The organism is Arthrobacter sp. UYEF21 (assembly GCF_040546085.1).
GTDB lineage: Bacteria > Actinomycetota > Actinomycetes > Actinomycetales > Micrococcaceae > Arthrobacter.
Map to the genome: position 1 here is coordinate 80,963 of NZ_JBEPNF010000003.1, position 13,432 is coordinate 94,394.

6 protein-coding genes are annotated in these 13,432 nt (G+C 61.3%); 4 read left to right on the forward strand and 2 right to left on the reverse strand.

All coding sequences use genetic code 11. From position 1 onward, the window contains the following. Positions 1-472 precede the first annotated feature (472 nt). Complete coding sequence (locus ABIB27_RS05175; protein ID WP_354253622.1) at positions 473-2,143, reverse strand: ATP-binding protein; 1,671 nt, start codon at positions 2,141-2,143, stop codon at positions 473-475. Further along, on the reverse strand, positions 2,140-2,751 hold the full coding sequence (locus tag ABIB27_RS05180) for a hypothetical protein (protein WP_354253623.1): 612 nt from the start codon (positions 2,749-2,751) through the stop codon (positions 2,140-2,142). The genes ABIB27_RS05175 and ABIB27_RS05180 overlap by 4 nt, the downstream gene beginning before the upstream one ends. Before the next feature lie 75 nt (positions 2,752-2,826). On the opposite strand from ABIB27_RS05180, the gene ABIB27_RS05185 reads away from it, so the two are divergent. From ABIB27_RS05185 to ABIB27_RS05200, 4 genes are all read left to right on the forward strand, one after another. Then, entirely contained in the window at positions 2,827-3,900 is a 1,074-nt protein-coding gene (locus tag ABIB27_RS05185; protein WP_354253624.1) for a hypothetical protein, read from the forward strand. Beyond that, positions 3,897-5,330 carry a hypothetical protein gene (locus ABIB27_RS05190; protein ID WP_354253625.1) on the forward strand — a complete coding sequence of 478 codons (1,434 nt, stop codon included), beginning with the start codon at positions 3,897-3,899 and terminating at the stop codon, positions 5,328-5,330. The genes ABIB27_RS05185 and ABIB27_RS05190 overlap by 4 nt, the downstream gene beginning before the upstream one ends. A 662-nt stretch (positions 5,331-5,992) precedes the next feature. Further along, on the forward strand, positions 5,993-10,015 hold the full coding sequence (locus tag ABIB27_RS05195; RefSeq protein WP_354253626.1) for an Eco57I restriction-modification methylase domain-containing protein: 4,023 nt from the start codon (positions 5,993-5,995) through the stop codon (positions 10,013-10,015). Then, a complete protein-coding gene (locus tag ABIB27_RS05200) occupies positions 10,012-13,377 on the forward strand; it encodes a helicase-related protein (RefSeq protein WP_354253627.1) in 3,366 nt (1,121 codons plus the stop codon). The genes ABIB27_RS05195 and ABIB27_RS05200 overlap by 4 nt, the downstream gene beginning before the upstream one ends. Positions 13,378-13,432 lie beyond the last annotated feature (55 nt).

Genomic DNA, 13,432 nt, shown 5'->3' on the forward strand with positions numbered 1-13,432 from the left:
GTGACGGAAATAGAACACCTGTCAGGTAGTAGCTTGACCTGTGTGTTTGCCAGCCTGGGCCGACTTCACATCCCTCAGGACCTCCACCAGGTCCCGCAGTAGCCCAGGACCTTCTGTCAGCGGTCCCCTTCGGGGTAGAGCTTGTCTGGCAGTTAGCGGCATCGAACCGGTTGAACAGCGTGCGCAGGCCCGTCGCTGCTAAGGCGGCGGGCCTGCGCAGCTCGGCGCGTCAAAACCGTCCGGCGCTTTGCGCTGCAAAGCACGGTAGAGGCCGCCGGCGGGGAGATGACGGACAGGTCGTCTATACCGTCCTCCCACCCCCCGGCACAGGCATTCAACAAATGGTCAACGTGGGCTGAGTAGAGGCCCGCCTCGGAAGCGCCAGACCGGTCGGCGCCGCCCCGTCCAGCTTTGCCGAGATGCTGAGTGAACCTGTCCCGCAGCCGTACCTCCCGCGGGGCCAGCTTGGGACTCAGACTGCGTACAGGGAACCCGCGTTCGCCCAGACCCTGCGTAGAGCCTCGCGGATCTCGTATGTTGCGTCGCTGGAATCTCGCGCGGGGTCGCGTTCGAACTGCAAATCCGCGAGGGCCACGGCGTATGCGGTGAACGCAATCTCCCAGATGAGGCGACGGTAGGTCGTCTCATCGTCGGGAAGATCCTTGGCGGCCTTCACCACGGGGTGATCGAGGTTAATGACGATCTTTCGCTCGTCCTGCGCCCACCGGTACCGGTCGTAGTCCGCTCCGTAGTGGTCATAGTCGATAATGAGGCCACCCCGGAGGCGGCTATGGCTAGCGCCTGCGGGCGCGATATTCTCTGCACCCTCCGGGTCTGTGGTCCCGGCAGGTGACGCGTTCTCGCCCCCCGGGTTATTGGCCCCTGGAGTAGTCTGTGGACGCGGCGTTGGGTCAGGGTTGGGGGTCGGTTCGTCGATATTCTCGCCGCCTACCCCGTCCTGGCGCCCGGTCTCTTGGCCATCCGGGTCCACAACCTCATCGGTCGGGTGCTCCTCTTTGCCTCCAGCCTCGCCGTCGAGCGGGGTGCGCCGGCGGACGTTGTTACCGAGGCCTTCGACCCGCTCACGGAAGTCCTTGAGGTCGGCGTTTAGGATCTGTTCGATCTTGTCAGTCGTCTCCTTAAGGCGCTTGCGGTCGGCGTCGGCCTTCGCCTGGCGACCTGCTTCGACAAGCTCCTGACGGACCTGTTCGAGGCTGGCGCCGATGAACGGGATAAGCGCCTGGACAACCGGGTGAGCGGGGTTGAGCTTCATGCTGCGGTCGTTGGTGTACGCGGCCACGGGGTCGTACTTCGCGTTGTCCAGCTCGGGGCAGTCGATGTGCCCGAAGAGGTACTTGCCGTACTCCTTCGTGTCGACGCCGGCTGTCTCGACGGCGACAAGGTTGTCACTGGCGATCGTGATCTGCACGCCGCGGTGAATGTCCTCGAGCGGGGCAGCGGCGGCCTTCACTGTGAGTTCGACATCGCCGATCAGTGCGGCCAGAACCGGTGTCGGCTTGAATACCTTGGTGATCGCAGCGGTCGGGCGCACAATCTCGCAGGCGCGACCGTTAACGGTGACGACGGGCGAACCCTGGAAGGCCGACAAGTGGCGCTCGATGAGTGCAACGATCGGCTCTTTGGCAAGCCGGACAGTGATCCCGCTGATCACGACAGTTGTGCCGTTCGAGTCGCCGGTCGCGTCGACGTCGTCCTCGATGAATTTGACCGGAACCGACTTCCCGTCGGACTCGTCGATCGCCTTGCGCGTCACCTCGACGGTTTGCCTTTTGCCGTTCTTCGTCGTCGAGACAGTCAGACCCGAGCCGATGCCGAACGACGCGGACTTTCCGGTGCCGAACTTACCGCGTCCCGGGACACCGATCCTGCGCTGCTGGTTCTCGCCGTGCATGGTGAAGAAGTGCTGGAGGCCCTTGTGGTCCATCCCCGAACCGTTGTCCGCGATCGTGATCTTCTTACCCGGCACATCGACTGTCACCCGCACGTGCGGGACAACGCCTTGGTCAACGTACTGCAACGAGTTGACGACGTACTCCCACACCGCCGCCTCGGGCGTTCGGAAGAGCTGTGCGGACTGAATGATGTCCCGGCCAACATGGCTGACAACGTTGATGTTGCTCATTGGTTTCCCTCCTGAAGACGCCCGACCGGCGCGCGCAATTCGAGGGCCGACGGGATCGCCTCCTTCATGAATGCTTCGATGTCCTCGTCGCCGCGACTCAGCTCCTGCAATTGCGCGGTCTTGCGAGTGCGGTCTTTGGCGGGGGTGTACTCGTCGATGCGGAAAACGCCGGCCGCTTGTCGCGGCGTGAACTTCTTACCCTCAGTCCACAGTCGGAACGCTTCCGAGATGCGTATGCGGTTCACGGCGGCTCCCTCTTCGCGGGTCTCTGCGCGTCGACGTTGCGAGGCTGCCGAAGTTGGAGCAACCGTGATCGTCGTATCGCCGAGGAGCTCGAGGTTGGCCTCGATCCATTCAACGCCGCGGGGTGTGAGATGCCAGCCCTTCTGAATCGAACCTTCGATACGGGGGTCCTTGCCCTCTCCCTCGTGGCGAAGAGTGGTGCGAACTGCATCGAGGTCTACTCGCTCCGGATACTTTTTCCACCCGAACGCCCCGCGGTCGATGGCGTGGGCCGCGATTGCTGCATCCTCAGTGGCGATCACGGTCGCCGCCCCGCCTAACTTGGCCAGCGCAAGCACCGACACGTCCTTCTTCGTTAGCCTCATAAGCTTTCCTTCTATCGCACACTTACTGCCAGATGCAACTTTCGCACACTTACTACCATGTGTCAATATAGAATTATGAGCGAGTCGCTTAGACCTAACCTCGAGGAGCTGCGCCAGGCGGCGCTCGAGGTCACGAGCACGTGGAACGCGGCAAAAGCGATGATGGCCCTTCGTGCGGCCGGGCTGGACCGCGCCCACGGCGAACGTGCGAGTCTCGACGCAATCGCCGCCGATGTCGGCGTTTCTCGTGAGACTGTCCGGCGGGCTCGGAACGAGTTGTTGAACGCGATCGAGCCCACATCCGGGACGACTAGCGGCACGGTGTACTCATCGCTGTCGCTGCACGCGCCGTCCGAGCCATCGGCGGCCTCCCCTGCCACTGCACGCGCGCTGCGTCGATTGCTCACGATGACCGGGCCCCTTCCGTGGGATGAGGTGCTGAATGCCTGGGCCCGCGCCGGCGGGAGGCCCCCGTACTCTCCACTACCTGCTGATGTTGCCTCGATGCGCGCGTGGGCCAGCGAGGCCGGCGGATTCAGCGTCTCGTCTGCTGACTCGGGCGCGCGCCCGCTTACGATCGCGTCGGTTCTGCCAGAGGAACTTGACCTGGTCAGCCAGTTCCTACTCGATGCGCTGCGCGACCAACCCGGCGGGGTTGACCGGAGCGGGCTCTTCGAGGCGGCAGCGGGGGCAGGGCTGAAGCCGACGACAATCGCGACGACTCTAAGCATCCATCCGGCGGTCAGGCGGGTGGGCCGCGGCACGTGGGCTTTGCGGGGAGGGCGACAGGAAGCAGCTGGCGAACCGACGCGTGTCGCCGAACCTCGACGCGCCGGGCGGGCTCGCCCAACAACATTCGCCTGGAGCGCGGACGGGTCGCTTATGATCGAGTTTTCGGTCCCACGCAGTCCGAGCCCGGTCGTCACCGTGCCGAAGGCGGTGTCGGAGTTCATAGAGGGACGAGAGTTTCGTGTGGACGAGGGGGAGAAACCGATGCGTGTAGCGGTGGGGAACGCCAGGCTCTGGGGCTTTGGTTCGCTACTTTCGGAACTGAGGCTGCCGGTCGGCGCCCGTGCGACGATCGCGTTGAATCTCCTCGCCGGCACAGCAACCATCACCCCAGTAGAAGGGAAGGGCACATCTCGATGACCAATCGTAGTTTCGAGGACGAGGTCGAGGACCTGCTGATCGAGGCATACAAGGCCGCGTTCAAGCGGCAGCCGTCCGACGAATGGCTTAGGGCGATTGCGATGCGGGTAGGAACGAAGGGCGATGTGGCGACGCTCGACGAGGCGGGCGCTGCATCCGGGGTCACGCGTGAGCGTGTTCGTCAGGTTATGGCGAAGATCGAGCCGCAGCTTAGGGGCACGGCGGTCTCCGGCGCTCGGGAGGTCGCGGAGACTCTTGTCGCGCGGTCGCCGGTTCCCGAACCCATTGGGCGTCGACTCGCTAGGTCAGGCATGACGCGCCCCACTCTCACTGGCAAGGGGTTCCTCAATATCCTCAAGCTCACGGGCACTTCACCGACAGACCTGGTCGGTACGCAACTGGTATCCATGGACGGTTGGCTAGTGGAGGAGTCAGAAGTGCCAGTGATGAAGGCCGTCTCCGTAGCCAAGAAGCACACGAGCTCCTACGGCATGACGACCGTCGAGGAGATTCGGCAGGCTCTTGCCAGCCCCGATAAACAGCTCGATGCCACAGACATCCGCCGCGTTCTCGAGCGGGAGCCGAGCATTAAGTGGGCGGGCGAGTGGCTCTGGGTCGAGAAGGACCACGACGGGAGCCACGCGAATCGCCTGGTGAACACGGCGCGGTCGATCCTGTCGGTGAACTCGCCGCAGACGGTCGCATCGATCCACGAAGGCGCGCGCCGGATGTGGAAGTTTCGCGGTCTCGATATCCTGCCCCCGATCGCGGCCATGAAGGCTTTCTTTGAGGAGAGCCCCTATTTCGTTGTGGAAGATGACCTCGTGCGCCCGATCGAGCCGCTCAACTACCGCGAAATCCTCGGCACTACGACTGCGATGATGATAGACGTGCTGAAGGGGTCGCAGTATCAGGTGATGGACCGCCAGTCCCTGTACGAGGCCTGCAGCGATGCGGGCATCTCTCCGGGCACGTACGGAATTTGGACCACTTACGGGGAGTGGATGGAGAAATTTGGCCCCAACGTATGGGGTCTCCGCGGTAGCTCGCCCAATCCTGGCGCCGTCGAGGCGATCCGTACCGCTGCGAGGGCACGGCTCAAGGCTGAGCCACGACGGAAGTCGTGGTCCTGGGCTGCTGACGGGCGAATTGCTCAAACCATGGATGTCACCACATCGTTTCTTGGTAGCGGTGTACTCTCGTTCGTCCCGGAGATCCAGAACATGCTCGCCGGCCAGGCGCTCGCCGTCATGCTCGACGGCGTGCCTGTGACGACGGCGAAGCTTGGTGACGACCACGCGTTCTGCTGGGGCTGGCACCCGGCGATCGCTGCGACGGGCGCGCAGCGCGGCGACGTATTGCGCATCACCGTCGACGTCGGCGCCAAGACGGCCGAGCTTCAGATCGGGGGTCAGGAACTTTGGAACTAAGCCGCCCCGACCGCCAATTCCCTGCTCCGTCTCATCTTCATGGGTGCGGGGGCCTGCCGCTGTCCGGCGCGCCTGAACTGGGCCCAGGCCGTCGCCCCCACGAGCTCCTCGCCTAGGGCTAGCAGTTAGGCCAGAGTGTCCTCAATATCGATCCTCCGTTGGATCCTGTAGCTGCCGCCGACCGTTCATATGAGGCCGGCGAGGAGCGATCAGTCCTCGACGCCCCGTCGACGCTTGGCGATCCTCACAACGGTTTGTCCTAACTAGATGTCTCGTTCTTGAGGTTCTCGAAGAATTGCTGAGTGTTGTCCCTCATGTCGCCAAATGGGGTGGGCGGGAGCATATGACGGGTCTGAGATACGCACGAGTCAGCCTGGCCGCAGCCGCCCTTCGCTGGCCTCGCCTTAAAGCCACAGAAAGACCGACGACGGCGTCCAAGGCATAGTGTGCGCGGCCGCTCGGCTTAGGGCACGGTGACCGTCGGAAACCCTGTACTGTTTCTCGATCGTGATGACGCCCCGCGACCCCTGCCATGAAAAAGCGATGTTGAACCTTAGGATGTCTCTGGACGACCGCTCAATGCGTAGAAGCGGCTACGGACTGCGCCTGCGAGCGATTCAAAGTTGCGCGCAGCCAAACGAAATCAGAGGCATGGGGAGTTAATGAGCGTCGAGAAGGCCCAACTGGAATCGGCATTGGAGTCGTTTCTGTCTGACCATGACCGGACCCTTGAGTGGTCCGTCCAAGGCGTCTCGGGAGTAATCCCTGACCTGGTGTTCCTCGGCAACGGTGCCGACGCGCTGGAGGTCCTTCTGGCTCAGGCGCCTTCAAAGCCGACAAAAGCCGCAGTCGAGCACCTCTGGAAGGCCCGCTGGAACCGCCGCGCTGCCCCCGTGCTGCTTGTAGCGGCTTACGCTAGCGCAGGCGGGGTAAAGGCTTCCATCTACGGTTTGGGAGAAGACGCAGCCTTCGTGCCCGAAGTGGACTTGGAGGTAGCCGAGGCCATAGCCCGCCTGGGTTTGACCTCCGGGGATTCCATCCAAGCAACCCGGGCCGTCCAGGAGCGGCTGACGTCCTTGGACAACGAACACCACGGACTTTGGAACTCGGGGCTGTTTTCAACCTACGCGTTGACGAAGAACGCCCCCAAACTCGGCGGTTGGGCCGAAGCCAGCCGGCTTGCAGAGTCCGCGCGAACTAAGTCCGGCCGAGACCTGCTCAAAGCCCTGGGATGGGCGACAGAGGAGATCGGCTCGACCGGAACGCTGCTCAAAAACGGTGAAACCCACACAGCTGTGGCGATTCTTCTCCAGAACAACGAGACGTTCGAAAGAACCTCGAGCCGCTTCAACTCCGCCTCGCCGGTAGCGCACGGTCTCACTGAGGCAAAAAAACGAAACCTCAAATGGGTCGTCGTCGCTAGAGACTCCGTTTTGCGACTCTATTCGACGGATCCCGGCGTAGGCGTCGGCCGCAAGGGTGAGACGGAGACATTCACCCAGGTTGATCTGGCGCTGCTCGGCAAGGATGAGGGTGCCTATCTCCCGCTCCTGTTCTCTCCGGAGGCGCTTTCAGCCGGCGGTTCTGTCGGGACCCTCCTGGTGTCCTCCACTGAACACGCGAGTTCAGTCGGCGATCGTCTGCGGCAACGCGTTTATGAACATGTGGTTCCCGTGCTCGCCCAAGCCGTAGCCCGCCGTCTCGATGCCGAGACCCCGGCGCAGCTGGAAGATGCCTACCACCACAGCATGATCGTCCTATTCCGGCTGCTGTTCATTGCCTACGCCGAGGACGGCGATCTGCTGCCGTATCGCACGGACTCCAGGTATAAAGCTAAGTCTCTGAAACAGCTGGCCCAACATCTTTCCTCGAGGATGTCCGAGGGGACCCTGACATTCGACGATCACGCCACCGATTTATGGGACGACCAGGTTGCCGTCTGGGCTGCCATCAACTCGGGCAACGACGATCTTGGTGTGCCGGCATACAACGGAGGTTTGTTCCGGGACGACGCCGTTGCCCGCGTCTCCGGGAGCCGACTCTCCGATTTGCGGCTCACCAATGAGGAATTTGGGCCCGCCCTGGCCGCCTTGCTGGTGGATGGCCATGAGCTCGGCCCTGTTGACTTCCGGGACTTGAGCGTTCGAGAATTCGGCACCATTTACGAGGGCCTCTTGGAGTCCTCACTTTCGCTCGCAGAGTCGGATCTCATCGTCGACAAGAACGGATCGTACGTTCCCGCGGGGGACGGGCAGGCCCCGGTTGTCGGAGCTGGGCAGGTGTATCTCCACAACTCATCCGGCGCGAGGAAAGCCACCGGGTCCTATTTCACCAAGCCCTTTGCGGTGGACCACCTGCTGCGAACGGCGCTGGAACCCACTCTGCGGGAGCACCTCAACCGCGTTCGCGAGCTCTTGACGGCGAACGACGACGCCGCCGCAGCAGCCCTGTTCTTTGACTTCCGTGTCGCCGATATCGCCATGGGCTCCGGCCACTTCCTCGTTGCCGCTGTAGATCACATGGAATCGATCATGTCCGCTTTCTTGGTGGAGCACCCGATTCCGATGGTTGATCAAGAGCTCGACAAACTTGGTCAGTCGGCCCAGGAAAGCCTTGGTGCACACGCCGGACTGCACGAAATCGAACGAGCGTCACTTCTCCGGCGCCAGATCGCAAAGCGGTGCATCTACGGCGTTGATATCAACGAAATTGCCGTTGAACTTACACGTGTTGCGCTGTGGATTCACACTTTCGTCCCCGGCCTTCCGATGTCTTCCTTGGATCATTCGCTGGTGTTCGGAAATAGCCTCACCGGGGTGGCGACTCTCGACGAAGCTCTCAACATCTTCGAGCCGCAACGGGCGCCTGGACAATTCAGCCTGTTTGCGGACCGCCTCACGGACTCCCTTGAACACTCACGGCGCAGTCTTATGAGACTCGGGCTTGTCTCGGAAGCGACTATAGGTGAAGCCAACGAAGCCCACCGCCTCTACGCCGAAGCACTCGAGGAGGCAAAACCCGCCAGACACCTCATGGACGCCGCTCTGGCGGTGCGACTTGGCTGGCTCGGAAACGACTCCGACCCAGATGGACTGGCCGGACGTGTCCTTGAATCTGCCACAGCCGACAGGATCGCGGCCCTGCGCCCTGTGCACTTCCCGGTTTCTTTCCCCGAAGTCTTCATGCGTGACAACCCCGGCTTCGACGTGGTCCTTGGCAACCCGCCGTGGGAAAAAGTGAAGATCGAGGAACACGCGTGGTGGGGCCTACGGTTCCCAGGACTTCGCTCAATGCCCCAGATGGAGAAGAACGCTCTTCTCGACGCGCTCAAAGTTAGCCGCCCCGAGCTGTTGGCTGAGTACAACGAAGAAGTCGTCACGGTTGCCGCGCTGCGGTCGGTACTCAAGGCTGGTCCCTATCCCGCCGGCAGCGGGGATACGGATTTGTACAAGATCTTCTGCTGGAGGGATTGGGACCTGCTTCGCAAGGACGGCCGAGCAGGAGTGGTCTTTCCCCGTGGTGCGATGTCGGGATCCGGTACCGCGGCATGGCGAGAGTCCGTATTGGCAGGGGGAGCTTTTGATGAAGTTACATTTTTGGTGAACAACCGGCAGTGGATTTTCGATGAGGTTCACCCGCAGTACACCGTTGCTCTGTCCACAATTCGCCGAGGGCGTGAACACGTAGTTCGGTATAACGGGCCCTTCTATTCGATGGATGAGTATGAGGCCGGGCGGTCTACGCTCGCTGAGGTGCCGGCCGACGATTTCATGAGCTGGACTAATGCAGCGACTTTTCCGCTGTTGCCGAGTTCTGGATCTGCCGCGGTCTTCGAGAAGCTGCGAGCGCATCCCCGTTTTGATGCCGTGACGGAGTTTAAATTCGTCCCAGTTCGCGAGCTCGACGCCAAAGGCGACAAAGCGCTGATGAACTTTGACCTAGCAAGTGGAGACGGGCGGGTGCCCGTGTTAGCGGGCGCGTCTTTCAACCTCTGGACCCCAGGGTTTGGCGGACCGTACGCCTTCGTTGATGCGGAAGATCTGACCAATCACCTGCATACCAAGCGCCAGCGGCAGGCGCGAACCTCTTCGTCGGCATTTTATGGAATCGACGTCTCCGATCCGTGCACGCTTCCCCTCCACCGCGCTCGAATCGCGTTTCGTGACATCGCTCGGGCCACCGATAGCAGAACCGTCATTTGTGCCCTGCTGCCCCCTCTTTGCTCACCTGTGCACAATGCCCCTTACCTTTTTCAGAAGAGTGGTAATGACAATGACGCTGCTTTTCTGTTAGGAGTCATGTCCAGCATTCCGTTCGACTGGTATGCCAGACGTTTCGTCGACCTGCACTTGACCTTTGAGTTGCTATCACCCATGCCCGTTCCTGCCCGTTCGGGTCATCCAATGTGGGGCGAACGGGTGTCGGATGTATCAGGTCGGCTCGCAGCGGTGGACGAAAGGTATGCGGACTGGGCGGCGTCAGTGGGCGTCCCCGTAGGGTCCGTAGCGTCAAACGCCGAAAAGAACGATCTGATTGCAGAGGTGGACGCATTGGTGAGTCTCTTGTACGGACTGGACCGTGACGACGTCGTCCACATTTTTGAGACCTTCCACCGTGGCTGGAACTACACCGAGCGCTTGAACGCAGTCCTGCGCCATTACGACATTTGGAAGGACCACGAGTGAACCTGGAGCAAGAGTTTGCCACCAACCGGCCGGACGCTACGCCCCCTGAGCGAGTCGCTGACGCCGTCGTAGACGTTCTCCGGGACGCCCGCGAGCAGCTGGCCAAGCTTCCGCGCATCTCCATTTCGACGGCTTACTTCAATCCTGGTGGGTTCAATTTGCTGGCGCCCGAGCTGGAGCAGACGGGTCCTGTCAGACTTCTTCTCGGCGCCGAGCCGGAGGCCTATGTCCAGCGTAATGCTCTTCGGCGGAAGGCCGATCGACCATCGCGGCGGAATGATCCCAGACTCCGGGACGCGCTGGACGCACACGCCCGCGCACTAGCAGAGGACCGGGACCTATTGGGGTTCACAATTGAAGCCGATGCGACCGCACAAAGACTCATCCGATGGCTTTCTACTCATCCGGATGTTCAAGTCCGTAGGTATGAAAAGGGCTTCCTTCACGGAAAGGCATTCATTGTCCAACGTGACGGCGGCCAGCCTGAAGGAGTGCTCGCCGGTTCATCCAATTTCACGTACGCAGGCCTCGCCAGTAACAATGAGCTAAACCTTGGCCACGACTCGGGCCACATCATCGGCAAGGTTGTTGACTGGTTCGACGAACAATGGGAGTTGGCGCAGCCCTTCGACCTCGCCGGGATTTACTCCGGCCGCTGGGACGCTCATTCTCCCCTTACCGTGTTCCTTCGTATGCTCTGGGAAAAATACGGCACAGAGTTCCCCGCCGGCCAAGAGGACAAATCAAATCTTGGCCTGACCCGTTTTCAAACAGACGGCGTGTGGCGTGCAGAACGGATCCTCGAGACGCGCGGCGGTGTCATCATTGCGGACGAAGTGGGCCTGGGTAAGACGTACCTTGCTGGCGAACTGATCTTCAAGGCGACTTTTGAACGACGCCAGAAAGTCCTCGTCGTCGCGCCCGCAACGCTACGGGACACCACATGGCGTCCCTTTCTCGAGTCAAAGAACATCCCGGCCAAAGTTGTCTCTTTCGACGAACTGGCCCTCGGCAATTCTGGGATTGATCCGAACGATTATGCCATGGTGGTTGTCGACGAGGCGCATGGGCTCCGCAACGCCAACGCCCTCAAATCAGAAGCAATGCGCGCACTTCTGGGGGGCGGGGCACCCAAGGACCTAGTCATGTTGACTGCAACCCCGGTCAACAACTCTCTGCTGGACCTTTACAACCTCATCAGCTATTTTGCCCCGAGCGACGCAGCCTTCGCTGATATCGGAATTCCGAGCCTGGGCAAATACTTCGGCGCTGCCATGGCCATAGATCCCGACGAGCTTTCCCCGCAGCAGCTCTTTTCGGTGTTGGACGCGGTGGCGGTCAGGCGAACGAGACGATTCGTCAAGCAGCACTATGCTGGCGACGCAGTCGATTTTAATGGTCACTCGACTGTCATCACCTTTCCCACGCCTAAGGTGCAGCGGGTCGACTACGATCTCGAGAAGTCTCTCCCCGGTTTCCTCGACAAGCTGGCGGCCGCGCTGGGAGCCACCGAAACATCAGAAGACGACTTGGAAATCACGGGTGTCGCCCTTGAGGAGCCGGGCACGGTGCTGTCGATGGCTCGCTACGTGCCATCTCGGTTCCTGACCGGGAGCACCGTCGAGAGCTACCAGCGCCAGAATGCCGGGCTTCTGAGATCTGCAATGCTCAAACGCTTCGAGTCCAGCGGCGAAGCATTCGCGCGGACCCTCGGGACCATGATTGCCTCGCATCAGCACTTCCTCTCAGCCCTCGAAGCAGGCTACGTGCTGTCCGGAGACGCGCTAAAGGAGTGGGTAGCAGCGGACACGGACGACATCGAATCCGTGATTGACGGGGTTGACGACGATTTCAAGCAGCATGCTTCCGGATACGACGTCGAGAAGCTTAGCAGCGCCGTCAGTTCCGACATCAAACTCCTAGAGGAACTCCGCGCTGACGTCCGCGGCATAACGGCGGAGGATGATCCCAAGATCTTGGCTCTCGCGGACGAGTTGGCCCATATTTCGGAGCAGGCGAAGCTCAGTGGGACCGGGACGCAAGACACACGCAACAAACGCAAGGTGCTCATTTTCACCTACTTCGCCGACACTGCCGCGTACGTTGCCGAGGCTCTCGAGAAGCTCACGGCCAACGATCCGCGCTTGGCGGATTATGCGGGGCGAGTCATTCGCGTCAGCGGTTCGGACAGCGGGTCCAAAACACACGCCATCGCGCACTTCGCCCCTACGACGGCCGGCAAGGCTGGGGATGAAGACCTCTTTGACATCCTCGTGGCCACGGATGTTCTTGCTGAGGGTGTGAACCTTCAGCAGGCCGGCCACATCGTGAACTACGACCTGCCGTGGAACCCGATGCGTCTCGTTCAGCGGCACGGGCGAATCGACCGAATCGGCTCACCGCACAGGTCGATCACACTGCGTTGCTTCTTCCCGGCAGAGGGCCTTGACAAGATGCTGAAGCTTGAAGCACTCCTTCAACGAAAACTGAAGCAGGCGGCCGCTGCAGTCGGTATTTCCGCAGTGCTACCCGACGTCGAAGCGGTTGAACGCGTCATCACAGAGAACCGCGAGACCATCGAACGGCTCCGGGCCGAAGACGCCATGCTCTTCAATGATGATGGCGCGTTGTCCGTCTCGGGTGAGGAATACAGGTACCGGCTCCGCGCCGCGATGGAACACCAAGAGACCGCGGGTGACGTGCTCGGTCTGCCTTGGGGATCTGGCGCGCTCCTGCATCGAGACCGTGCGCAACCGGCGATAGTCTTCTGCGCGAAGATTGCTGATCATGAGGAACCGTGGTTCAGGATGGTTCCGCTTGATGAATCACTGGCCTTGCTTCTGCACACCGACGGCACACCGTTCGTCTCCGACGACACAGCAGCGTGCCTGAACGCGGCGGATCCTAGACAACAACTCGAAGGTGCTGAGATGTCTCCAGAAATGCGGCTCGCCGCGTACTCTGCATGGGAGGCCGCAAGGCAACATGTCTTCGATTCGTGGATGTACCAGACCGATCCGGCAAACCTTTCGCCACAGATCGATAAGGCTCTTAGGGACGCGGCAAACTTGGTAGCGAGCCATGGCGGGCACTTGGGCGAGGCCCAGGACACCCTCATCAAGAAGCTGCGTGGACAGTACGCAGAGCGAATCCGGCGGGAGATCCGGGGGGTGCTCCGCGGTAACCATCTAACGGATGCTCAGAAGGTGGACAAGCTAAAGCTCGCCGTCGAAACACTTGGGCTTACAGTGCCGTTGGCGCCCACGCCGCTCGAGCTAATCGACATTGACGATGTGCACTTGGTTTGCTGGACCCTGGTCCTGCCCACGGCCCTTGGAACGGACTTAGATCATGCAGGCTGACGCAGTCACTCCCGGAAACCTCGATGCTGTCCCGTTTGCGAAAAAAAGCTCGAGA